Here is a 22829-nt window from a genome sequence, read left to right as displayed (position 1 = left end):
GGAGGGAAGATGAGGTTCCGGGTGCTCGACGCGGCGAGCGGAGCGGACACCGCGGCCTGGCTGGAGCTCTGGCGCGCGTGGCCGGGACGCGAGGTGATGGCGCACCCCGAGTACGCGCGGCTCTTCGCGAGGCCGGGCGACCGCGTGGTCTGCGCCACGGGGGAGGGGGAGGGGTGGACCATCCTCTTCCCGCTGCTGCTCCGGCCGCTCGCGGCGGAGCCCTGGGCGCGCCCGGGCGAGGACCGCTGGGACGCCGTCACCCCCTATGGCTACGGCGGGCCGTTCACTTGGGGCGGCGGCGCGCGCGACGACGCGGCCTGGTGGGCCGCGCACGCGGCCTGGTGCCGCGACGAGCGGCTGGTCTCCACCTTCGCGCGGCTCTCGCTCTTCCCGGAGCAGCTCGCGTCCGTCCCGCCGGTGGTCGAGCGCCGGCTGTCGAACGTGATCTGCCCGGTGGGAGAGGGGCTGCAGGCGGTGTGGGCGGGGTACAAGCACTCCGCGCGGAACAACGTGAAGCACGCCGAGAAGGCGGGCGTCGAGGTCGAGGTGGACGAGACCGGCGCCGGGCTCGACGCCTTCTTCGACATCTACCACCGCACCATGTCGCGGCGGGCCGCGAGCGCCTGGTACTTCCTGCCCCGGCGGTTCTTCCAGGACTTCTTCGAGCGCCTGCCGGGGCAGTGCGCCTTCTTCCACGCGCGGCTCGGCGGCCAGATCGTCTCCTCGGAGCTGGTGCTGGTCTCGGCCGAGAACGTCTACGCCTATCTCGGCGGGACGCTGGAGGAGAGCTTCAAGGCGCGCCCGAACGACCTGCTCCGGCACCGGGTGGTGGAGTGGGCGGTGGCGAAGGGCAAGCGGCACTACGTGCTCGGCGGTGGCTACGCCGAGGGGGACGGGATCTTCCGGCACAAGGAGGGCTTCGCGCCTCACGGGGTGGTGCCCTTCCAGGTCGCCTGCCTCGTGCACGACGAGCGCGCCTGCGAGGAGCTCTACCGGGACCGGCGCGCCTTCGCCGAGCGGAGCGGCGCGCCCTGGACCCCGGACGAGCGGTTCTTCCCCGCGTACCGCGGCTGACCCCGTACCTTCGTTCGGGATCGTCTCGGAGTGGCGAAAAGCGACCGGACCTGTCCTAGAATGAGGGGACAGATGAACGTCCTCCTCACGAGCGTGGGCCGGCGCGTCGCCCTGCTGCGGGCTTTCCGGCGCGAGCTGGCCGGCGGCGGCCGCGTGCTCGGGGCGGACGCCTCCCGGCTGAGCGCCGGCATGCAGGACGCCGACGCCGCGTACGTGGTCCCTCCTTGCGCCAGCCCCGAGTACGTCCCCGCCCTCCTCGAGATCGTGCGACGCGAGCGGGTGGACGTGGTCATCCCGCTCATCGATCCGGAGCTGGGCGTCCTCGCCCGGGACCGCGAGCTCTTCCAGCGGGAGGGCTGCCTCGCCCTGGTGAGCGATCCCGACGCGGTCACCCTGTCGCGGGACAAGCGGCGGAGCGTAAAGCGCTTCCGCGAGCTCGGGTTCGACGCGCCGGACGTGATCGCGCCGGACCTCCTGGCCCGCCCGGAGGCGCTGGACTATCCGCTCTTCCTCAAGCCGCTCGACGGGAGCAGCAGCATCGGGGCCACGCCGGTCGAGGGGCCGGACGACCTGCGCTTCCACCTCGCCCACGTCCCGCACTCGGTGGTGCAGAGCCTCATCCCCGGCGAGGAGTTCACGGTGGACGTCTTCGCCGACCTCGAGGGGCGGGCCCGCTGCGCCGTCCCGCGGCGCCGGCTGGAGGTGCGCGGGGGAGAGATCTCGAAGGGGCGCACGGTGAAGGACCCCGCCATCATGGCGCAGGCGAGCGGCCTCGTGGAGGCGCTCGGCGGCTGCCGCGGGTGCATCACCGTCCAGTGCTTTCGCACGCCCGACGGGCGGGTGGTCTTCTTCGAGGCCAACCTGCGCTTCGGCGGCGGCTTCCCGCTCTCGTACGCCGCCGGGGCCAACTACCCGGGCTGGATCCTGCGGCTGGCGCGGGGCGAGCCGGTGGCGCCGTTCGACGGCTGGCAGGACGGGCTCGTCATGCTGCGCTACGACGACGCGGTCTTCGCGCCGGGGCTGGTGTGAGCCGGCCGCGGGTCGTCTGCTTCGATCTCGACGACACGCTCGTCTCCGAGGCCGACTACGTCGAGTCGGGCCTGCGCGCGGCGGGCGCGCTGCTCGACCGGGAGCTGCCCGGCCCGGCGCCGGCCGGCGAGGCGCTGGTCCGCCGCTGGCGCGAGACCCGCGGCCGCGCGCTCTTCCAGGAGTGGCTCGAGGCCCGCGGCGCGGATCCCGCCGCCTGGCTCCCGCGGCTCGTGGCCGCCTACCGCGGGCACCTGCCGCGGCTCGCGCTCCGGCCCGGCGCCCTCGAGGCGCTCCAGGCCGTCGTGGCGCGCGGCGACCGGCTCGCCCTGCTCAGCGACGGCTGGCTCGAGTCGCAGCGGCAGAAGTGGCGGGCCCTGGCGCTGGCGCTGCCGTTCGCCCCGGTGGTCTTCACCGACGCGCGCGGCCGGGAGTTCTGGAAGCCGCACCCCTGGGGCTTCGAGCAGGTGATGGCGGCCCACCCGGACGCGGACGGCTTCTGCTACGTGGCCGACAACCCGGCGAAGGACTTCCAGGCGCCGCTCGCGCTCGGGTGGAGGGCGGTGCTCCTCCGCCACGCGGAGAACCTGCACCCGGCGGCCGCCGGCCCGGCCCCCGCCCTGGAGGCCGCGAGCTTCGCCGAGGTGCTCGCGCTGACCGCGTGACCGCTCAGTCGGGCCGCGACGCGTAGTCGTACCGGACGTAGCGGCCGTGCCGGCCGTAGCGGCCGTGGGTGGCCTGCACGTCGTTCAGCACCGCGCCGTGCAGCCGGGCCCCGGCCTGCGAGAACTGCTTCGCCGAGAGCGCGATCTCCCGCATCGTGTGGCGCCGCGAGCGCAGCACGAGGAGGTTCACGCCGGCGAGCCGCGCCACGAGCAGCGAGTCGGTGACGGCGAGGAGCGGCGGCGTGTCCACGATGACGAGGTCGAACCGCCGCGAGAGCTCGGCGAGCAGCGCCTCGAAGCGCGCGCTCGACAGGAGCTCGGCCGGGTTCGGCGGGATCCGGCCGGTGGGCAGGATCCAGAGCTGGCCGTCGTGGGTCGCGTGCAGCGCCTCGTCGAGCTTGGCGGCCCCGCTCACCACGTCGGACAGCCCGGGCAGCCGGTCGATCCCGAAGTAGCGGTGCAGGTGCCCGCGCCGGAGGTCCCCGTCGACGAGCAGCACGCGCCGGTCGGTGGAGGCGAGCACCCAGGCCAGGTTCACCGCCACGAAGGACTTGCCCACCCCGGGCGCCGGGCCGGTCAGGGCGACGACGTTGCTCGTCGCGTCGAGCAGGGCGAACTGCAGGCTGGTGCGCAGGCTGCGCAGCGTCTCCACCGCGGTGTCGCCCGGGTCCATCGCCGCCAGGAACGGCAGCGCCGGGCCGCGGCTGCGGAACGACCCGCGCGCGAGCCGGTCCTCCGCGTCGCTGTGCGGGATGCTCACGTAGACCGGCAGGCCGGTGGCGGTCTCGATCTCCTCGGCGTCCTCGGCGCGCTGGTCGAGGGCGCGGCGGAGCAGCACCAGCCCGACGCCGCCGCAGAGCCCGAGCAGCGCGGAGAGCGCCAGGACCGGCGGCGCGCGGGGGGCGAAGCGGTGCCGCGGCGGCTGCGCCCGGTCGATGATCCGCACGTCGCCGAGGGTGCCGGACTTCACCACCTTCAGCTCCTGGGCCCGGTTGAGCAGGCTGGTGTAGAGCTCCGAGGCCACCTTCACGTCGCGGTTGAACCGCGCCGAGTTCACCTCGGCGCCGGGCAGGGTCCGCATCCGCTGGTTCACCTGGGCCTGCTCGGCCCGGAGGAGCGCCAGCTTCTGCGCCACCGCGATGACGTTCGGGTGGTTGTCGGTGAAGGTCTGGCGCAGCTCCGACCGCTTCAGCTCCAGCTCCGAGATGTCCTTCTCGAGCGCGGCCGACCGGTCGAACATGCCCTTCGTCTCGGCGGACAGGTCCACGGTCCCGTTCTTGAGCCGGTAGCTGTTGAGGGCGGACTCGGCCGCGTCCACGTTCTGCTTGAGGCCGGGGAGCTGCGACTCGAGGAACTCGAGGGTCTTGGTCGCCTCGGCCGACTTCTGCTCGACGCTCTGCCGCAGGTGCAGCGCGGTCGCGGCGTTCAGGATGGCGGCGAGCCTCGCCGGGTCCGGGCCCTCCAGCTCGAGCACCAGGATCCCGGAGCGCTTGCCCCGCTCCTGGACCCGCAGCTCGCCCTGCAGCCGATCGACGACGTCCTCGCGCGGGTGGCGGACGACCACGAACTCCGTGCCCGGCCGGGCCTGCAGCTCGGACACGAAGATGGCGACGCGCCGGGGGCCGTCCCCGGCCGCCGCCGCCTTGCCCACCGCCCCCTCGAGCAGCGTCTCGCCGCGCTGCGAGAGCGCGAACCGGCCGCTCTCTCCCGCGGTCAGCAGCAGCTCCGCGTCGAGCAGCTCGCCGCCCACCTCCAGCCGCTGCACCCCGAGCCGCTCGCCGCCCCAGGCGAAGCGCGCGAGGCCGAAGCGCGGCTCGGCGGGAGAGCGCCCCTTGTACCTCCGCGCGAAGGCCTGCCCGACGACCGGGAGGTAGCGGGGCGAGACCTCGAGATCGAGCTGGAGCTGGTCCACCACCGACCCGAGGAGCATCCGCGAGCGGATGACCTCGATCTCGGCGTCGGCCGGCGGCTTCTCGCCCAGCGCGGCGGTGAGCTCCTCGAGCCCGGCGAGCATCTTCTGCCGCTGCTCGACCTGGATGAGGCTCCGCGCGACGAACGTCGGCGGAGTGACGAACAGGTAGAGGCCGCCCGCGGCGAGCGCCAGGAGCAGGACCAGGACGATGGTCCAGCGCCCCTCGGAGAGGGTCCAGGCGTACTCGGCGAGGGTGGGCTCCGCGCCGCGCAGGCCGTCCCGCGCCCGCAGCGGCTCGGGGGGAGGGGCTACCCGGCGCACCGTGGCCCCCCGCTCGCGCTCGTTGCCGTTCACGACGTTCTTCGGGATCTCCATGGTCCTCTGCCTATGCCGGCGGGGCCGGCGGCGCGGCGGCGGCGATCGGCGCGGGGCGGCGCCAGCTCACCACGGACGCCGGGCGCGGCAGCTCGCGCGGCGCCGGCTCGGCGAGCGATCCGGGCCGGTAGGTGGGCACGAGCTCCTGCAGCGCCTGGATCACGCCCTCGCGATCCCCGTCGTCGGCGAGCCGCCGCAGCCCCGCGAGCCGGACCGGGAGGTCGCGCGGCGGCGTGGCGCAGCAGGCGACCTTGATGCGGTTGCGGACCGTCTGCGTCCGCTCCTCCTGCTCCGTGAGCAGCTCCTCGTGCAGCTTCTCGCCCGGGCGCAGCCCGGTGTAGACGATGGGGATCTCCTGGTCGGGCACGTGCCCGGCCATGGTGATGAGGTTCCGCGCCAGCTCCGCGATCCGGATCGGCTCGCCCATGTCGAGGATGCAGAGCTGGCCGTAGCCGCCGAGCCCGGCGATGAGCACGAGCCCCACCGCCTCCGGGATGGTCATGAAGTAGCGCGTGCAGTCGGGGTGGGTGACCGTGACCGGCCCGCCCGCGGCGATCTGCTGCTTGAAGATGGGGATGACGCTGCCGGCCGAGCCGAGCACGTTCCCGAAGCGGACGGCGGTCATGCGGGTGCGCGACTTCTGCGCGAGCTCGAGCAGCACCTGCTCCGCCACCCGCTTCGTCACGCCCATCACCGAGCTCGGGTTGACCGCCTTGTCGGTCGAGATGAGGACGAAGCGCTCGGCGCCGCACGACTGCGCCATGCGCGCCACGTGGAGGGTGCCGAACACGTTGTTCTTCACCGCCTCGTCGGGCGAGCCCTCCATCAGCGGGACGTGCTTGTGGGCGGCCGCGTGGAACACGTCCTCCGGCCGGTAGCGATCGGCGATGCGCAGGAGCGGCTGCTGCTCGCGGACGTCGGCCACCTCCACCCGCACGTCGACGCCCGGGAACTGCTCGGCGAGCTTGCGGCTGTTGAGGTAGAGGGCGTTCTCGTTCATGTCGAGCATGACGAGCTGGCGGACGCCGTGGCGGGCCAGCTGACGGCAGAGCTCCGAGCCGATGGAGCCGCCGGCGCCGGTGACGAGCGCGCGGCGCCCGCGGACCAGCGCGCGGATCTCGGCGTCCTCGAAGGCGACGCTCTCGCGAGGGAGGAGGTCCTCCGGCGAGACGTCCTCCAGCATGGCCACCGAGAGCCGCTCCAGCTGCTGCCTGTTCGGGATGATCTTGAAGCGGACGCGGCTCTCGGCGCAGCGGTCGAGGGTCTCGCGGACGAGCGCGGCGGGGAGGCACGGGTCGGCGAAGAGGACCATCTGGGCGCCGAGGCGCCGGATGACCCGCGGCAGGTCCCGGAGGTGGCAGAGCACCGGCCGGCCGTCGATGCGGCAGCCGACCATGTTGCCGTCGGTGGTGGCGAACCCGAGCAGGAGGTACTTGCTGTCCGGGGTGCGCTGCAGGTCGCGCGCGAGGAGCTCCGCCTCGCTGCCCGAGCCGACGATGATGGCCCGCTCCGCGCCCGACCAGGTGCGCATCCGGTCTCCCATCCAGCTCGCGCCGAAGCGCGGCCCGAACCGGATGACCCCGAAGGCGGAGGTCGAGAGGAAGAGCTCGAGGGCGTACACGCTTCGTGGCAGCCCGCCGGGGATGGCGGCGTACGTCACCAGCATGAACAGCGCGCTGCCGGCGACCGCCGCCAGGGCGACCCGGACGGCGTCCGGCAGCCCCGAGAGGCGGAAGGACCAGCGGTGCAGCGAGGCAGCCCAGTTGCACGCGAGGCGGCAGGCGACGGCGGCCGCGAGGGCGACCGGGAGCTCGCGCAGGTACTGCGAGGGCACCTGACCCTCGAAGCGGAGCCAGACCGCGAGCTCCAGCGAGAGCACCGTCGCGAGGGCGTCGGAGGCGAGCAGCGTGAGCCGCCGGGGCGCGCTGAAGAAGGTCTGCGAGAGGGCCCTCCCGGAGTCGAGCAGGGCGGTCCAGCCCTCTCGCCAGTCGCGCGCGCCTTTCGCGAAGGGGACTCGCGCGAGGAGCTCGTTCGCCGCTTTGAAACGCATCGGTCCACCCCAGGGGGCCGCACGGTCGTTCGTGCGCAGCCTCGGCCAAGATGCCTCACCGCGTCACGCACGGCGGGGGCCAATGTGAGGCTCTCCCCTCGCGGGAACGACATGTCGCCTGTCGTGTCCCTCGATCTCCGGACGCAGGCTCCGGTGCCTGCACTGGCGGGCGCCGCGGCTACTGCCCGTTTGCGTGCCGGACCGCGCGCCGGACGAGGTCGATCACCCGGTCCTGCTCGGGCGACGAGAGGCTGCTCGAGCTCGGCAGGCAGATCCCCCGGCGGTAGAGATCCGCCGCGACCTCACCGCCCTGGCACGCGCACTCGCGGTAGAGGGGCTGCAGGTGCATCGGCTTCCAGACCGGCCGCGCCTCGACGTCCTCGGCGGCGAGCGCCGCGAGCAGCTGGTCGCGGGTGGCGCCGAGCCGCTCCTCGTCCACGAGGAAGCAGGAGAGCCAGTTGGTGTGCAGGCCGTAGGGCGCCTGCGGCATGAGCTCGAGGCCGGGCAGGTCGGCGAAGGCGTCGCGGTAGCGGAAGGCGACGGCCCGCCGCTGCCGGACGCGCTCGTCCAGCACCTGGAGCTGCCCGCGGCCGATCCCCGCGAGCACGTTCGACAGGCGGTAGTTGTAGCCCATGTCGGTGTGCGAGTACGCCACGCCCGGATCCCGCGCCTGCGTGGACCAGAAGCGCGCGCGATCCACCTGGTCCTGCCGCTCCGCCACCAGCATCCCGCCGCCGGTGGTGGTGATGATCTTGTTGCCGTTGAACGAGAAGGCCGACACCGCGCCGAAGGAGCCGGCCGGCCGGCCCTTGTACGTGGCCCCGAGCGCCTCGGCCGCGTCCTCGAGCACCGGCACGTCGTGGCGGCGGCAGGCGTCGAGGATCGGGTCGAGGTCGGCGCACTGCCCGTAGAGGTGGACCACCACCACCGCGCGAGGGAGCCGGCCGCGGCGCGCGCGGTCCTCGAGCGCCTCGGCGAGCAGCGCCGGGCTCATCATCCAGGTGGCGCGGTCGCTGTCGATGAAGGCGGGCTCCGCGCCGAGGTAGCGGATCGGGTTCACGCTCGCGACGAAGGTGAGGTCGGAGACCAGCACCTCGTCCCCCAGCCCGACGCCGAGGAGCCGCAGCCCGAGGTGCATCGCCGCGGTGCCGCTGCCGAGCGCCACCGCCGGCCGGCCGAGCCGCTCCGAGAAGGCGCGCTCGAAGGCGTCGAGGTTCGGCCCGACGGTGGAGAGCCAGTTGGAGGCGAAGGCGTCGGCCACGTAGCGCGCCTCGGACTCGCCCATGTGGGGAACGGACAGGTAGATGCGCGGCATGCGCGGCGCTCCGGACCTGCTCAGGCCTTCACGAGCCGCCGCGGCCCCGGCCCGGCCGGCAGGGACGCGATGAGGTTGCGCGTGTCCACCACCAGCGGCACGTCGCGATAGAGCGCGCGGTCCTTGAAGGTGTCGTGCGCGGTCGCGACGAGGATCGCGTCGTAGCCGGCGAAGGTCTCGGGCGTGCAGGGCACCGAGCGGAGCCCGAGGTCGTGCTTGCGCCCCTTGCGCGTGGCCGGGAAGTACGGGTCGCAGTAGTCGGCCCGCGCGCCGTGCTCCTGCAGGAGCTCCAGGATCTCGTAGGACGGCGACTCGCGATCGTCGTCGATGTTGGCCTTGTAGGCGAGGCCGAGGACGAGCACGCGCGACCCCAGGAGCGGCTTGCCGTCGAGGTTCAGCGCGTCGGCCAGCCGGTCCACCACGAAGCGCGGCATGCGGGTGTTGATCTCGCCGGCCAGCTCGATGAAGCGCGCCCACTCGCCGTGCTCGGCTGCCTTCCAGGACAGGTAGAAGGGATCGAGCGGGATGCAGTGCCCGCCCAGCCCCGGCCCCGGGTAGAAGGGCATGAAGCCGAACGGCTTCGTCTCCGCCGCCCGGATCACCTCCCAGAGGTCGATGCCCATGCGCCCGAAGAGCATCTTGAGCTCGTTCACCAGCGCGATGTTCACCGAGCGGAACACGTTCTCCAGCAGCTTCGCGCTCTCCGCCACGCGGGCGCTCGAGACCGGGACCACGCGCTCCAGCGCCGCGCCGTAGAGCGCCGCGGCCGCCTCGGTGGAGGCCGGGTTCACCCCGCCGACGACCTTGGGGATGGTGCGCGTGGTGAAGTCGCGGCGGCCCGGGTCCTCCCGCTCCGGCGAGAAGGCGAGCAGGAAGTCGCGCGGGCACTCGAGCCCGCTCTCCCGCAGGATGGGGAGCACCTCCTCGTCGGTGGTCCCGGGGTAGGTGGTGGACTCGAGCACCACGAGCTGCCCCTCGCGCAGCCGCTCCCGGATCTGGCGCGCCGTGGCGTGGATGGCGGAGTTGTCGGGCTCGCGGTGCGGGCCGAGCGGGGTCGGGACGCAGATCAGGATGGCGTCGCACTCGGCGAGCCGGCCGAAGTCGCTGGTGGGCTGGAAGCGGCCGCTGGCGATCGCCGCGGCGACCCGCTCCGTCCCGATGTGCTTGATGTACGACTCCCCGCGAGAGAGGGCCTCGATCTTGCGCGGATCGAGATCGAGCCCGATCACCGGAAAGCCGGCCTCGCGGAACACGAGCGCCAGGGGCAGCCCGACGTAGCCTTGCCCGACGACCCCGACGGTCGCGGTGCGAGAAGCGATCTTCGACGAGAGCTGTCCGAGCATTGTCTTCCCCCCATTGGCGCCAATACAGCGCTCAACTGTAGCAATGCGGCGTTGCGCCGGATTCGACCGGGAGGGTCGCGCGAACGGGCATCCCAGGAGCGAGCGACGCGGAGAGGGGCGTGCGCGGTCTCCCCCTTGGGTCGAGACCAAGCCTCCCGCCTCCTCCGGCGTCCGCGCCGACTACACTTGGCGCCGGGCGCGGGCGCGATCCCGTGCGAACCGTGCAGCCCGGGGGCTCCAGAATGTCGATGACGACCCGACACGCCGCCGCCGCCGGGGGACGTGGACCCATCGTGGTCCCTCCTCCTTCGCCCGAGCCGGGCGCCGCGCGCGCTGCCGACGCGCTGCCCCTGGCGGCGGTGCGGGTCGTGCACGTGACCACCGTCCCGATGTCGCTCTCGACGCATCTGGCGGGGCAGGTGAGCTACGTGAGGGGGCTGGGCGGGGAGGTGCACGTGATCGCCTCCCCGGGGCCCGAGCTCGAGGAGTTCGGGTCCCGCGAGCACGTCTCGGTCCACGGCGTCCCCATGATCCGCGCCATCACGCCGAGCCGGGACCTGGTCGCGCTCTGGCGGCTCTGGCGGACGCTCCGCCGGCTCCGGCCCGAGATCGTCCACTCGCACACGCCCAAGGGCGGCCTGCTGGGGATGCTGGCGGCGACGCTGGCCGGGACGCCCGTGCGCGTCTACCACATCCGCGGTCTCCCCTTCGTCACCTCGACCGGGCCCCGGCGCGCGCTCCTCCGCGCGACGGAGTGGATCTCGTGCCACCTCGCCCACCGGGTGCTGGCCGTGAGCGGGTCGATGCGCGGCCTCGCGATCGCGGAGGGCTTCTGCCCGCCAGAGAAGATCGCGGTCCCGGCCTGGGGCAGCGGCAACGGCGTGGACGCGGCGGGGCGCTTCCGGCCGCAGCCCGCGCTGGTGCGGGCGCAGGCGCGGGCGCGGTGCGGGCTCCCCCGGGACGCGCTGGTCGTCGGCTTCCTGGGACGCCTCTCCCGCGACAAGGGGATCGTGGAGCTCGCCGAGGCGTGGCGCCTCGTCCGGGAGCGCCATCCGGACGCGCGGCTGATCCTGGTCGGCTGGAACGAGATGGCGGGGGTGGGCCCCGAGGTGGAGCGGGCGCTGCGCGGCGATCCGAGCGTGCACTTCACCGGGCCGGTGAAGGACACCGTCCCCCTCTACGCCGCCATGGACCTCGTCGCGCTGCCGACCTACCGCGAGGGCTTCCCGAACGTCGCGCTGGAGGCGGCGGCCATGGGGCTGCCGATCATCGCCACCCGGGTGCCGGGGTGCGTGGACGCGGTGGAGGACGGCGTGACGGGCCTGCTGGTCGAGGCGCGCGACGCGCGGGGCCTGGCCGACGCGCTCGAGCGCTACCTCTCCGACCCCGCGCTGCGCGCGCGCCACGGCGAGGCGGCCCGCCGGCGCGCGCTCTCCCGGTTCAGCCCCGGGGTGATCTGGGAGGCGGTGGTGCACGAGTACCGGTCGCTGCTGGCCGGGCGGGAGGGGGCGCGCCCATGTGCGGGATAGCGGGCGTGCTCGGTCGCTCGGCGCTGCTGGAGCAGGCCGAGGTGGAGCCGGAGCTCGCCGGCGCCCTGGCGCACCGCGGGCCCGACAGCTTCGGGCAGTGGCGGGACGGGCGCCGGCTGATGCTGCTCCACTGGCGCCTGGCGGTGATCGACCTGAGCGAGGCGGGGCGCCAGCCGATGACCTCGCGGGATGGCCGCTGGGTCCTCTGCTACAACGGCGAGGTCTACAACTACGCCCTGCTGGCCCAGGACGTGGAGCGCGCGGCGGCGCGCGACCCGGCCGCGCCCCCGGGCGGCTTCTGGCGCGGCCACTCCGACAGCGAGGTGATCGTCGAGGGCTGCGCCCGCTTCGGCCCCGGCTTCCTCCAGCGGCTGGACGGCATGTACGCCCTGGCGCTCTTCGACACTCGCGAGCGGACGCTCTACCTCGCGCGGGACCCGGCCGGCATCAAGCCGCTCTACGTCCACCAGCGCCCCGACCTGCTCCTCTTCGCCTCCGAGGCGAAGGTCTTCTTCCACGTCCCCGAGTTCAGGGGCGAGCTCGACGCGACCGGCCTGAACGGCTACCTGCGATACGGGCACGCGTACGACGGCGCGCACGTGCTCGGGGGAGTGCGCCAGCTCGAGCCGGGGGAGCTGCTGACCTGCCGGCTGGAGGAGGGCGGCGCGGTGCGCGTCGAGTCCTCCCGGCTCCGCCCGAGGCCCACCTGGCGGCCGGTCGCGCGGAGCGATCGCGAGGCGGCCCGCGCGCTGCGGGACCTGCTCGGCAAGGTGGTGGAGCGCCAGCTCGTCGCCGACGTCCCCGTGGGCGTGCTGCTCAGCGGCGGCGTCGACTCCTCGATCCTGACCGCCCTGACCGCGCGGCTCCTGGGGCCCGGGCGCACCATGGCCTTCACCCTCGGCTATCCGGGGATGGGCCAGGACTTCGACGAGGTCGCGTACGCGAGGCGGGTGGCGCGGCACCTCGGGGTCCGGCACCACGTCTACGAGGCGAGGTCGGACGACCTGGTGCGGGACCTGGAGCAGCTGGTCTGGCACTACGACGAGCCGTTCGCCGACGCGGCGGGGCTGAACGTGTTCCTGCTGAGCCGCGACATCCGCCGGTACGTCACGGTCGCGCTGGCGGGGGAGGGGGCCGACGAGCTGTTCGGCGGCTACCGGCGCTACCAGCTCGAGCAGGCGTTCCGCGCGGCGGGGCCGCTCGGGGCGGTCGCGAGCTGGGTGGCGCGGACCCTCGAGCTCCCGCGGCTCCCGAAGCTGCCCCGCCGGGCCCAGGTCCTCCTCCGCGTGCTGGCCTGCCCGGACGCCGCCTCGCGGTACTCGGGGTACCTGCAGAGCGGCGTCTCGGCGGCCGCCCTGCTGCGGCCCGAGTGGCGGCGCGCGCTCGGCGTCCACCCCCGGATCGTGGAGGGCTGCCAGGACGGGCGCCGGGAGGGCGTGGTGAGCCGGCTGTGCCTCGTGGACCAGCAGTTCTGGCTGCCCACCACCTACCTCGAGAAGTCCGACAAGGCGGCCATGGCGCACAGCCTCGAGATCCGGGTGCCCTACCTGGACGACGAGGTGGTCGAGTTCGCCAACTCGCTCCCCGACCGGCAGCGGATCCGCGGCGTCGCGCGCAAGTGGCTCCTGCGCGAGGCGTTCGGCGACCTGCTGCCGGGCGAGGTCTTCCGGCGGTTCAAGCGCGGGTTCGGCGTCCCGGTCGCGCGCTGGCTCCGCGGCGAGCTGCGCGCGTACTACGCGGACCGGGTGCTGTCGCCGGCGGCGCGGGTGGCCCGCTACCTCGAGACGGGGCGGCTCGAGCAGCTCTACCGGGAGCACCTGCGGGGCGAGCAGGACCGCTCGTTCGTGCTCTGGCAGTGCCTCGTCCTCGAGCTCTGGCTCCGCCACTTCGAGCAGGGCTTCCAATCGGCGGCGCCCCCGCGGGCGAGGGCCGGCGTGGCCTGAGGAGCTCTCATGTCGAGTCGCTATCCCCAACTGCTCGAGCAGCTCCGGTCCCGCCCCTCCTGCTGGCTCGTGACCGGCGGCGCGGGGTTCATCGGCTCGCACCTGGTGGAGCGCCTCCTCGGGCTGGGGCAGCGGGTGCGCGTGCTCGACGATTTCTCGACCGGGCGCGAGCGGAACCTCGAGCTGGTGCGCCAGGCCGTGGGCGAGGAGGCCTCCGCCCGCCTCGAGGTCCTCCGCGGCGACATCCGCGACCCGCGCGCCTGCGACGCGGCCGCGGAGGGAGCCCAGGTCGTCCTGCACCAGGCGGCGCTCGGCTCGGTGCCCCGCTCCATCGCCCACCCCGAGGCGACCCACGAGGTGAACGTCTCGGGCTTCGTCCAGGTGCTGCAGGCCGCGCGGCGGGCGGGGATCCGCCGGCTCGTGTACGCGAGCTCGAGCTCGGTGTACGGCGACAGCCCGGCGCTCCCCAAGGTCGAGGAGGCCGTGGGGCGGCCGCTCTCGCCCTACGCGGCCTCCAAGGCGTGCGACGAGCTCTACGCGGCGGCGTTCGCGCGCTGCTACGGGCTCGAGCTCGTCGGGCTCCGCTACTTCAACGTCTTCGGGCCCAGGCAGGATCCCGCCGGCCCCTACGCGGCCGTCATCCCGAGGTGGTTCGAGGCGCTCCTCTCCGGGCGGGCGGTGGAGGTCTTCGGCGACGGCGAGACCAGCCGCGACTTCTGCTACGTGCAGAACGTGGTCCAGGCGAACCTGCTGGCCGCCTGCGTGGAGGCCCCCGAGTCCCTCGGCCGGGCGTACAACGTGGCCGTCGGGCGACGGACCACGCTCAACGAGCTCTTCGTGGCCATCCGGGACCACGTGGCGCGGCTCCGCCCGGAGCTCGCGGCGGTCCAGCCGGTCCACCGGGAGTTCCGGCCCGGGGACGTCCGCCATTCGCTCGCCGACGTCGGCGCGGCGCGGGCGCTGCTCGGGTACGAGCCCACGCACGACGTGGCGCAGGGGCTGCGCGAGGCGGCCGACTGGTACCTCTCGCCCGAGGGGCACGCCGCTCCGGCCGCGCCCGGGGCCGCCCGCGAGGGCGCCGCGTGATGCGAGGCGTCTACACGGCGCTGCTGGTCGCGCTGCTGGGGGTGACGCTGCTCCTGCCGGGCGCGGGAGGGGCGCTCGCGGCCGCCGGCATCTGGCTCGCCTGCGTGCTCGTGGTGGCGCGCTCGCACCCCAACGGCCTCATGTCGCTGGCCTGCCTGTACCTGGTGCTCCTGGGGCTGTTCCACCTCGGCCTCGTGGTGCCGGTGACGCTCCACCCCGGCCCCGGCGAGCTCCCGGAGTGGCTGGCGTCGCGCCACCTCCCGACGGCGCTCGGGCTGTTCTCCACCGCGGCGGTGGCGGTGGCGCTCGGGGCCACGCTCGTCCCCGTGCCGGCGCGAGAGGAGCCGGAGTCGCACCTCCCGGCGGAGCCGCAGCTGTTCCGCGTCGGTCGCGCGGTGGCCGCCCTGGGCGCGGTCCTCCTCTGGATCGGCGTCTGGCAGCTCGGGCTCCTGTCCTCGGGGTACGACGTCTACTTCGAGCGGGCCATGTCGGAGGACGTCCGCTTCTTCGGGTTCGGGCTGATGCTCTTCCCCATCGGCCTCCTGGTGGCGGCGGTGGGCGCGACGCCCCGGCAGATGGCCTGGCTCGCCGCCGGCTTCGGGCTGGTGATGGGCCCGCTCTTCCTGAGCGGCTTCCGGGGGCCGGTGCTGGTCCAGATGATCTCGCTCTCGGCGGTCTGGGCCCACAAGGACGCGCGGGTCGCCCGCCGGGTGTCGCTGATCGCCGCCGCGGCGGCGCTGGTGCTCATCCCGGTGATCCGCATGACGCGCAACGCCGGCGAGGAGGAGAAGCGCGATCTCCGGGTCGGGCCCATGGCGGTCTTCGAGGAGGCCGGCGGGTCGATCTACCCGCTGGTGGTCACGGCGGAGGGCGTGGAGAGCGGCACCGAGCCGCTCTGGCTGGGGCGGTCGTACCTGTTCGGCCTCAAGCGCATCGTGCCGAACGTCTCGACGCGGTGGCGGGCCCCGGGCGGGCGCGTGCTCACCCCGAGCGCCTGGGCCACCCTGCAGGCCGACCCCTGGACCTTCGAGCACGGCGGCGGGATCGGCTTCTCCGGCATCGCCGAGCCCTACCTCAACTTCGGCAAGGCGGGCGTGGTGCTCTTCTTCTTCGCCGTGGGCTTCGTCATCCGCCGCTTCGACGGCTGGCTGGAGCGGGATCCCTTCCGCGCCGCGGTGGGCGCCGCGAGCTTCGGCGCGGTCCTCTGGACCGTGCGCAACGACTCCATCGAGCTCTTCCGCGTGCTCGCCATCGCGAGCCTCACCGTGCTCGCGGCCTGGGCCGTGGCCCGGTTCGCGGCGCAGCGGGCGCGGGCGGCGGATCAGGACTGGAGGACCGAGTGATCGAGGACGTCCGCAGGCCGAGGGACACCGTGATCCTGGCCTATCACCGGGTGAACGAGGTCCGCCCGGACGCGCTGAGCGTCCGGACCTCCGAGCTGCGCCGGCAGCTCTCCTACCTGCTCGACGCGGGGTACCGGAACCTCTCGCTGGAGGAGCTGAGCCGGAGGCTCCGCCGCGAGCGGCCGCCGCGCGAGCGGTGCTTCGCCATCACCTTCGACGACGGCTACCGGGACGGCCTCACCGACGCGCTGCCCGTCCTGCGGGAGCTGGGCTGCACCGCCACCTTCTTCCTCACCGCCGACTACCTCGGCAGCGGCCGGCCCTTCCCCTGGGACGAGGGCAAGTTCCCGGCGCTCGGGCCGCTCGATCTCGCGCTCGACGACCGGGAGGTGGGCGCGCTGCTCGAGGCGGGGATGTCGATCGGATCCCACACCTGCAGCCACCCGCTGCTCGCGACCGTGCCGCTGGCGCGCGCCCGCGACGAGATCGAGCGCTCCAAGGCGGTGCTGGAGGCGCGGTTCGGGGTGCCGGTGCGGACCTTCTGCTACCCGGCGGGGAGCCTGAACGACGCGGTCGTCGAGTGCGTGGCGCAGGCCGGGTACGTGGCCGGGGTGGTCACGCCGCCGCGCCCCGGGATCCGCGAGACCCTGTTCACGCTCCGGCGGGTCGGCGTCTACCAGGGCTCGACCCTCGGACGCTTCCGGCTCAGGGTCCACCCGCTCTGGTCGCGCCTCCGGGACGCCGCCTGGGAGCTGCGGGGCGCGGCCGGCGGCGGCGGGCGCGCGGCGGAAGGTCGATCATGACGTGGGAGCTGAAGCGGCTCGAGCCGGCCACCTTCGACGCGGTCACCGCGGAGCTCGGCGGCGCGCACGTGTTCCAGTCGGCGGGCTGGGCGCGGGTGCGCGAGCGCTCCGGCTGGCGCCCGCACTTCCTCGGCGTGGCCGGCGACGACGGCTTCCACGCGGCGCTGCTCTGCCTCGAGAAGCGCCGGTACGGCCTCTCGGTGGTGCAGCTGCCGCGCGGCCCCGTGCTGCGGCCCGGGGCGGGGCGCCCCCAGGCGCTCGAGAGCGCGCTCCAGGGCATCCGGGCGCTGGCCCGCGAGCGGCTCGCCGCCTACGTGAAGATCACGCCGGACCTCGGCGCCGCGGAGTCGTGGGCCGGCCTCGTCCTCTCGTCCGCGGGGGCCCGGCCGTCGCCTTCTCCCTCGGTCCACGTGGCGACCCTGCGGATCGATCTGACCGCGCCCGAGGCCCAGCTGCTGGCCCGGATGGAGAGCCGCACCCGCTACGCCATCCGCAAGGCGCAGGAGGCCGGCGTGGAGGTCCTCCGCGGCCGGGAGGCCGGGCTGCTCGAGGAGTTCGAGGCGCTCTACCGGGAGACCTGCCGCCGGGTGGGGATCCCGGGGGTGCCGGCGCGCACGGTCGCCGACATGGTCTCGGAGGGCCTCGCCCGGATCTACCTGGCGCGCCACCAGGGCGTCGCCACGAGCGGCGCCCTGATCCTGTGCCACGGCCGCTGGGCCTGGTACCTGCTGGGCGGCTCGCGCCGGGGCGTGAAGCACACGGGGGCCGAGCTGCTCCACTGGACCGCGATGCGGGACCTCCGGGCCGAGGGCGCGCAGGTTTACGACCTCCAGGGCATCCCGCCGGCGCCGGACAAGGAGGACCCGGCCTACGGCGTCTACCTGTTCAAGCGGGGCTTCGGGGGGACGCGGTTCGACCTCCTGGGCGAGTTCGACCTGGGCTCGCCCCGGTTCGTGGCGGGGCTCGGGGCGCGGGCGATGTCCACCCTCTCGGCCGTGAGGGCCTCTTCGTGGCGACCCTGGACCCCGCGCAGCTAGCCCCGGCCCCGAGCCCGGCGGTGGACGACGCGCCGCCGGCGCGCCAGTCGCTGCGCGCGAACTTCAGCTGGACGCTGGCGGGGCACGCGGTCAACGCCGGCAGCCAGTGGGTCACGCTCGTCGCCATCGCGAAGCTCGCCGCGGCCGAGGCGGTCGGCCGCTACGCGCTCGGGACCGCCATCGCGGCCCCGCTGTTCCTGTTCGCCGGGCTGAACCTCAATGCCGCCCAGGTCACCGACACCGGGCGCCGCTTCGGCTTCCCGGACTACCTCCGGGTGAGGGCGACGGGGATGCTCGTCGCCCTCGCGGCGGCCGTCGCCATCGTCCTCGCCTCCTCCTACGATCGGCAGACGCGGCTCGTGGTCCTGGCGGTGTCGCTCGCCAAGCTGGTCGAGGGGCTCAGCGACATCCACTACGGCTGCTGGCAGCAACACGAGCGCATGCGGCCGATGGCCGCGTCCCTGATGCTGCGGGGCGTGCTGGGGCTCTCCGCGGTGAGCGCCGTCCTCTGGGCGGGGGCGGGGGTGCTCGCCGCCATCCTGGGGCTCTGCCTGGCGTGGCTCCTGGTCCTCCTCCTGCACGACTTCCCGGTCACGCGGGCGCTCCTCCCGCGCCGGGCGCGGCCGGCCTCGGGCGCGGACCGGGGCGCGCGCTGGCGGGTGGCCGGCCGGATCGCGCTCACCTCGCTCCCGCTCGGCCTGGTGATGATGCTGGTCTCGCTGCGGACCAACGCGCCGCGGTACTTCATCGAGCATCACGGCGGCGCCGCCGAGCTGGGCGTCTTCGCGGCGCTCTCCTCGCTCGTGGCCGCCGCCAACCTGGTGGTCGCCGCCCTGGGGCAGTCCGCGACGCCGCGGCTGGCCCGCCACCACTTCGAGGGCGACGGCGCCGCCTTCCGCCGCCTCCTGGCCTTCCTGCTCGGGGTGGCCGTGGCGCTCGGAGGCGCGGGGATCGGCGCCGCCGCGCTGCTGGGCCGCCCGGCCCTGCGCCTCCTCTTCGGGCCGGTCTACGCGGCGCGGGCGGACCTGCTGGTCTGGCTCATGGGCGCCGGGCTCGTCGCGTACGTCGCCTCGTTCCTCGGCTGCGCGCTGACCGCCATCCGGCGCTTCAACGTGCAGCTGCCGCTGTTCGCCTCGACCGCGGGCTCCTGCGCCGTCACCTCCGCCTGGCTCGTGCCGCGGTACGGGCTCACCGGGGCCGTCGGCGCGTGGGGGCTGGCGCTCCTGCTGGAGGTGATCCTCTCGGCCTGGGTCCTCTGGTCCGCCGTGCGCCGCCGGGCCCCGGCGCCGCTCGCGGCCGGGTGACTCAGGCGGCGCGGGCCGATCCCCCGGCGATCCCCGCCTTGAAGCGCCGGATGAGCCCGTCGCGGCGCGCCTCGAGCACCTCGGCGGCGTAGTCACCGGCGAGGGTCCAGTTGCGGCGCGCCTGCGCCTCGAGCGTGGCCGGGCTCCAGAGCAAAGCCTCGAGGCGCCGCGCCATCCCGGCGGCGTCGCCGGGCCGGTGGAGCGCGGGGCGCTCGAGCAGCTCCGGGATCCCGCCGGTCAGCGATCCCACGGCCGGGAGCGCGCGGCTCATGCCCTCGACGAGGCACCGGGGCAGCCCCTCCGTCAGGCTCGGGACCACCAGGGCGTCGAGCTCGTCCATCCACCGGAGCACCGGCTCGCCGTGGGGGCGGGCGTTGCCCAGCTCGACGTGCGCCGCGACGCCCAGCTCCGCCGCCCGGCGCAGCCAGCGCGACGGGTCGCCCACCCCGATGCAGCGGAGCAGGACGTCCTTGCCCCGGCGGCGCAGGCCCGCCAGGGCGCGCAGCGCGGTCTCGTGGCCCTTGTAGGCGACGTCGTAGGAGCCGACCAGCCCGATGGTCCTGGCCGCCGCCGGGGCGGTCGAGGCGATCCGCGCGAGGCGCCGGGCGAGCACCTCGGGGCGGGGCGCCTCGATGAGGACGTTGGAGGCGGCGACCCAGGCGCCCCCGGGCGGATAGCGCCGCTGGAGGGTGGTGGACACGAAGATGGCGGAGCTGGCCCTGCCGACGTAGTACCGGTTCAGGGCGTAGAGCGGGAGGGCCGCGGCCTTGCCGCGCCAGGAGCCGTGGTTCCAGAGCGCCTCGAAGACGTCGCCCACCACCTCAGCCATCCAGGGGACCCCGGCGACCGACGCCTCGCGGGCCGCGAGCACCCCCACCAGGCTGGGCAGGCGGATGACCGCGCAGTCCACGCGCGCCAGCACCTCGCGCGCGCGCCGGCGGACCGCGGCCAGGAAGCTCGGGAGCGCCAGATCGCCGGCCGGGATGCAGTCGAACTCGACGCCCGGGCCGCTCGCGACGGTGCACATCGGGGACTGCTGCGCGCCGCCCAGGCGGCCCACCATGATCACGCGGTCGAAGTGCTTCAGGTAGCGCTGGAAGCTCCGGTACGGGAGCGTTCCCGAGCTGTAGTAGGTGCCGGCGGGGTCGAGCGTGAAGCGCTCGTCGTGGAAGAAGGCGGCTCGCATGGCGGTGACCTCGTCAGGCTAGCGCCGCGCGCGGCCGGACCCGAGCGGTGGCCCCAAGAGGGCGGGGGAGTCTCTTGGGGGCCCGGCGCCCGCGCGGCCCAGGCGAGCCTTTGCCCCGCTCCGCCGGCTCGGACACAATCACCTGCCGTGACCATCCGCGTCCTGCACGTCGTCGGACAGATGAACCGCGGCGGCGTCGAGACCTGGTTGATGCAGGTGCTGCGGAACGCCGATCGGGGGGCGGTCCGCATGGACTTCCTGGTCAGCGCGCGCGAGCGGGGCCACTACGACGCCGAGATCGAGGCCCTCGGCTCGGCGGTGATCCGCGTCGCCTCTCCCCACCGGCCGCTCCGGTACGCCCGCGACTTCCTCTCCGTCCTGCGTCGGAGGGGACCGTACCAGGTCGTGGACAGCCACGTTCACCACTTCAGCGGCGTGACGCTGGCGCTGGCCCGCCTCGCGGGGGTCCCGGTCCGGATCGCCCACAGCCACTCGGACACGCGGGAGCTCGAGTCGGGGGGCGGGCTGGCGCGCCGGGCGTACCTGGCGGCGATGGAGCGGTCCATCCGGCGCTTCGCGACCGACGGCCTCGCCGTGAGCGGGGCGGCGGCCTGCGCGCTGTTCGGTCCCCGGTGGAAGGACGACGGCCGCTTCCGGGTGGCGCGGTGCGGCCTCGACTTCGCGCCCTACCGCGAGCCGGCCGCGCGGGCGGCGGTGCGCGAGGAGCTGGAGATCCCCCCCGGCGCGCTGGTGATCGGGCATGTCGGCCGCTTCGACGTCTGCAAGAACCAGCAGCTCCTCATCGGGACCCTGGCCGCGGTGCTCCGCCGGGAGCCGTCGGCCCACCTCGTCCTGGTCGGCACCGGCCCGCTGCAGGCGCGGGTGGAGGAGGAGGCGACCCGGCTCGCGGTGCGCGACCGGGTCCGCTTCGCCGGCCTCCGGCCGGACGTGCCGCGGCTGCTGAGCGCGTTCGACGTGTTCGTCCTGCCCTCGGTGCGGGAGGGGCTGCCGCTGGTCGGGCTGGAGGCGCAGGCGGCCGGGCTCCCGATCGTGATCTCCGACCGGGTGACGCGCGAGCTGGTGGTGGTCCCGGAGCTCTTCACCTGGCGATCCCCGCAGGACCCTTCGGACGCGTGGGCGGACGCCATCCTGGGCGCGGTCCCCGGGCGGATCGGGGCGGCAGCGCTGGCGCGGCTGGAGGAGAGCGACTTCGCGCTCTCGCGGACCCTGCCCCGGCTGCTCCAGACGTACGGGGTCGCCCGGTGAGGCCTGCCCGTCCCGCCGGGGCCGGCGCCGGGGCGGCGGCGCTGCGCCTGTGCGCGGCGCTCGCGGCCCTCGCGTGCGCGCCCGGCGCCCTCGCCGCGCCCGACGCGCCGCCGCACCGCTTCGACGTGCGCCGGTACGGCGCTCGCGGGGACGGGGTGAGCGACGACTCGGGGGCCCTCCGCGACGCGCTGGAGGCGGCGCGGCGCTGGGGGGGCGGCGAGGTCTTCTTCCCCGCGGGCACCTACCTCATCGCCCCGGCGCGGACCGCGCGGGCCGGGCCGCGCGACGGCTTCGGCCTGGCGAGCAACACGTGGCTGCGCGGGGAGGGCCCTCGCAGCGTCCTGCGGGTGAAGGCCGGGGTGGGGAGCTACCGCGCCCTCTTCTCGAACTACCCGGCGCCCGCGAGCGAGGTCCGGAACGTGGGCTTCGCGGACCTGCGCATCGACCAGAACTGCGGGGCGAGCGGCGGCACGGTCCGCGAGGGCGGCGACGGCCGGAACCTCTTCGCGGTCTACCTCGGCTGGGGCGGCAAGGGCATCACCGTGGAGCGGGTCCGGTTCGAGGACGTCTGCGGCGTGAACACCGTCGTGCTCAACGCGACGGCCGCGTCCGGGCTGGTGGTGCGGGACAGCTACTTCCGCTTCGCGAAGGGGCCGACCGACTCGCCGCGCGGCTTCTACGACAACTCGGCGGTCTACTTCCACGGCCGCGACGCGCTGGTCGCCGGCAACGTGTTCGAGTCCACCGCGGCGGACGGGGCGAGGGGCGCGATCGAGCTGCACGGCTCCCGCGCCCGGGCCGAGCGGAACGTGACGCGCTGGTACCACGCCTGCGTCCGCCTGGCGGGCACCAGCGGACCGGGGGAGGCGCCTCCCGCCGCGGGCAACGCGTTCGTCGTCTCCCGGAACGAGTGCTGGAACGCCAAGGACGCGATCAACGTCTGGTCGATCACGGGCCAGGGCGTGCGCGGGGTGACCATCGCCGACAACCGGATCACGCTCGCCGAGAACGACCACCTCGCCGCCACCGGCCACCTCGGCTACTTCTTCGGCATCTCCTTCGTCTGGGACGCGGTCTCGGGCGGGCTGGACGGGGACGTCCGCGACGTGGTCATCGAGCGGAACGAGATCCGGGCCCAGCCGGCCGACGGCACCTGGGGCTCGCACGCCGACACGAGCGGAGGGATCTCGCTGCGCTGCGGGGGCGACATCCGCGACGTGCAGGTGCGGGGGAACCTGATCCAGGACGTCCCGACCAAGGGCATCGACCTGCAGGCCATGGGGCGGGGCAGGAAGGCCTCGCGCGTGCGGATCGAGGACAACCGGCTCGTGAACCCCGGCAACGATCCGGCCGCCGGGCGCGACCGGGCCGGGATCCGGCTGGGCGGGGCGCTCGAGGACGTGGAGGTCTCGCGCAACACCATCACCGGCACCCTGCGGCCGTTCCGGGGGCTGTACGCCATCCGCCAGGAGCAGCCGGGGGTGCGGGTGCTGCTGCGCGAGAACACCTGGACGTCGGCGGATCCGCTGCGCTCCTACCGCTGAGACGAAGCTGGCCGGCGTGCGCCGCGGG

The 22829-nt window shown here is 74.6% G+C and carries 17 protein-coding genes; 12 read left to right on the top strand and 5 right to left on the bottom strand.

All coding sequences use genetic code 11. The features are described from left to right. The first annotated feature begins 9 nt into the window (after positions 1 to 9). From AMPC_RS08455 to AMPC_RS08445, 3 genes are all read left to right on the top strand, one after another. Positions 10 to 1074, top strand: coding sequence for a GNAT family N-acetyltransferase (locus AMPC_RS08455; protein ID WP_248345706.1), 1065 nt, complete (start codon positions 10 to 12; stop codon positions 1072 to 1074). A 72-nt stretch (positions 1075 to 1146) separates the two neighbouring features. After that, positions 1147 to 2103 carry an ATP-grasp domain-containing protein gene (locus tag AMPC_RS08450; RefSeq protein ID WP_248345705.1) on the top strand — a complete coding sequence of 319 codons (957 nt, stop codon included), beginning with the start codon at positions 1147 to 1149 and terminating at the stop codon, positions 2101 to 2103. Beyond that, on the top strand, positions 2100 to 2765 hold the full coding sequence (locus AMPC_RS08445; protein ID WP_248345704.1) for an HAD family hydrolase: 666 nt from the start codon (positions 2100 to 2102) through the stop codon (positions 2763 to 2765). The genes AMPC_RS08450 and AMPC_RS08445 overlap by 4 nt, the downstream gene beginning before the upstream one ends. Positions 2766 to 2769: 4 nt before the next feature. Here AMPC_RS08445 and AMPC_RS08440 read toward each other — a convergent pair whose 3' ends face one another. The 4 genes from AMPC_RS08440 to AMPC_RS08425 form a co-directional block, all read right to left on the bottom strand. After that, a complete protein-coding gene (locus tag AMPC_RS08440; protein WP_248345703.1) occupies positions 2770 to 5052 on the bottom strand; it encodes a polysaccharide biosynthesis tyrosine autokinase in 2283 nt (760 codons plus the stop codon). A 10-nt stretch (positions 5053 to 5062) separates the two neighbouring features. After that, positions 5063 to 7102, bottom strand: coding sequence for a polysaccharide biosynthesis protein (locus tag AMPC_RS08435; RefSeq protein ID WP_248345702.1), 2040 nt, complete (start codon positions 7100 to 7102; stop codon positions 5063 to 5065). A gap of 178 nt (positions 7103 to 7280) precedes the next feature. Next, positions 7281 to 8417: a DegT/DnrJ/EryC1/StrS family aminotransferase gene (locus AMPC_RS08430; protein WP_248345701.1), complete on the bottom strand. Its 1137-nt coding sequence runs from the start codon at positions 8415 to 8417 to the stop codon at positions 7281 to 7283. A 20-nt stretch (positions 8418 to 8437) separates the two neighbouring features. Further along, positions 8438 to 9760, bottom strand: a complete 1323-nt coding sequence (locus AMPC_RS08425; RefSeq protein ID WP_248345700.1) for a nucleotide sugar dehydrogenase — start codon at positions 9758 to 9760, stop codon at positions 8438 to 8440. A gap of 248 nt (positions 9761 to 10008) precedes the next feature. On the opposite strand from AMPC_RS08425, the gene AMPC_RS08420 reads away from it, so the two are divergent. The 7 genes from AMPC_RS08420 to AMPC_RS08390 are packed head-to-tail and all read left to right on the top strand — an operon-like array spanning position 10009 to position 18805. Further along, positions 10009 to 11289 (top strand): glycosyltransferase family 4 protein, encoded by a 1281-nt coding sequence (locus AMPC_RS08420; RefSeq protein ID WP_248345699.1) that lies wholly within the window; start codon positions 10009 to 10011, stop codon positions 11287 to 11289. A gap of 5 nt (positions 11290 to 11294) precedes the next feature. Then, positions 11295 to 13232 carry an asparagine synthase (glutamine-hydrolyzing) gene (asnB, locus tag AMPC_RS08415; RefSeq protein WP_248345698.1) on the top strand — a complete coding sequence of 646 codons (1938 nt, stop codon included), beginning with the start codon at positions 11295 to 11297 and terminating at the stop codon, positions 13230 to 13232. A 9-nt stretch (positions 13233 to 13241) separates the two neighbouring features. Beyond that, positions 13242 to 14318, top strand: a complete 1077-nt coding sequence (locus AMPC_RS08410) for an SDR family oxidoreductase (RefSeq protein ID WP_248345697.1) — start codon at positions 13242 to 13244, stop codon at positions 14316 to 14318. Next, the gene (gene wzy / locus AMPC_RS08405) at positions 14318 to 15661 is read left to right on the top strand and encodes an O-antigen polysaccharide polymerase Wzy (protein WP_248345696.1); all 1344 of its coding nucleotides are present in this window, start codon (positions 14318 to 14320) and stop codon (positions 15659 to 15661) included. Before AMPC_RS08410 ends, wzy begins: the two co-directional genes overlap by 1 nt. Beyond that, a complete protein-coding gene (locus AMPC_RS08400) occupies positions 15658 to 16464 on the top strand; it encodes a polysaccharide deacetylase family protein (RefSeq protein WP_248345695.1) in 807 nt (268 codons plus the stop codon). Before wzy ends, AMPC_RS08400 begins: the two co-directional genes overlap by 4 nt. Continuing rightward, positions 16461 to 17501, top strand: coding sequence for a lipid II:glycine glycyltransferase FemX (locus tag AMPC_RS08395; protein WP_248345694.1), 1041 nt, complete (start codon positions 16461 to 16463; stop codon positions 17499 to 17501). Before AMPC_RS08400 ends, AMPC_RS08395 begins: the two co-directional genes overlap by 4 nt. Beyond that, positions 17474 to 18805, top strand: a complete 1332-nt coding sequence (locus tag AMPC_RS08390) for a lipopolysaccharide biosynthesis protein (RefSeq protein WP_248345693.1) — start codon at positions 17474 to 17476, stop codon at positions 18803 to 18805. The genes AMPC_RS08395 and AMPC_RS08390 overlap by 28 nt, the downstream gene beginning before the upstream one ends. A gap of 1 nt (position 18806) precedes the next feature. On the opposite strand, the gene AMPC_RS08385 is transcribed toward AMPC_RS08390, so the two are convergent. Further along, entirely contained in the window at positions 18807 to 19991 is a 1185-nt protein-coding gene (locus tag AMPC_RS08385; RefSeq protein WP_248345692.1) for a glycosyltransferase, read from the bottom strand. A 147-nt stretch (positions 19992 to 20138) separates the two neighbouring features. Between AMPC_RS08385 and AMPC_RS20495 the strand changes: the two genes are divergently transcribed. Together AMPC_RS20495 and AMPC_RS08370 are read left to right on the top strand one after the other, a co-directional pair. After that, positions 20139 to 21257 (top strand): glycosyltransferase, encoded by a 1119-nt coding sequence (locus AMPC_RS20495; RefSeq protein WP_263009640.1) that lies wholly within the window; start codon positions 20139 to 20141, stop codon positions 21255 to 21257. Further along, on the top strand, positions 21254 to 22801 hold the full coding sequence (locus AMPC_RS08370) for a glycosyl hydrolase family 28-related protein (protein ID WP_248345691.1): 1548 nt from the start codon (positions 21254 to 21256) through the stop codon (positions 22799 to 22801). The genes AMPC_RS20495 and AMPC_RS08370 overlap by 4 nt, the downstream gene beginning before the upstream one ends. Positions 22802 to 22829 lie beyond the last annotated feature (28 nt).

The sequence above is a fragment of the Anaeromyxobacter paludicola genome (assembly GCF_023169965.1).
Classification (GTDB): domain Bacteria; phylum Myxococcota; class Myxococcia; order Myxococcales; family Anaeromyxobacteraceae; genus Anaeromyxobacter_B; species Anaeromyxobacter_B paludicola.
This window is presented reverse-complemented; position numbering and strand designations above follow the sequence as displayed.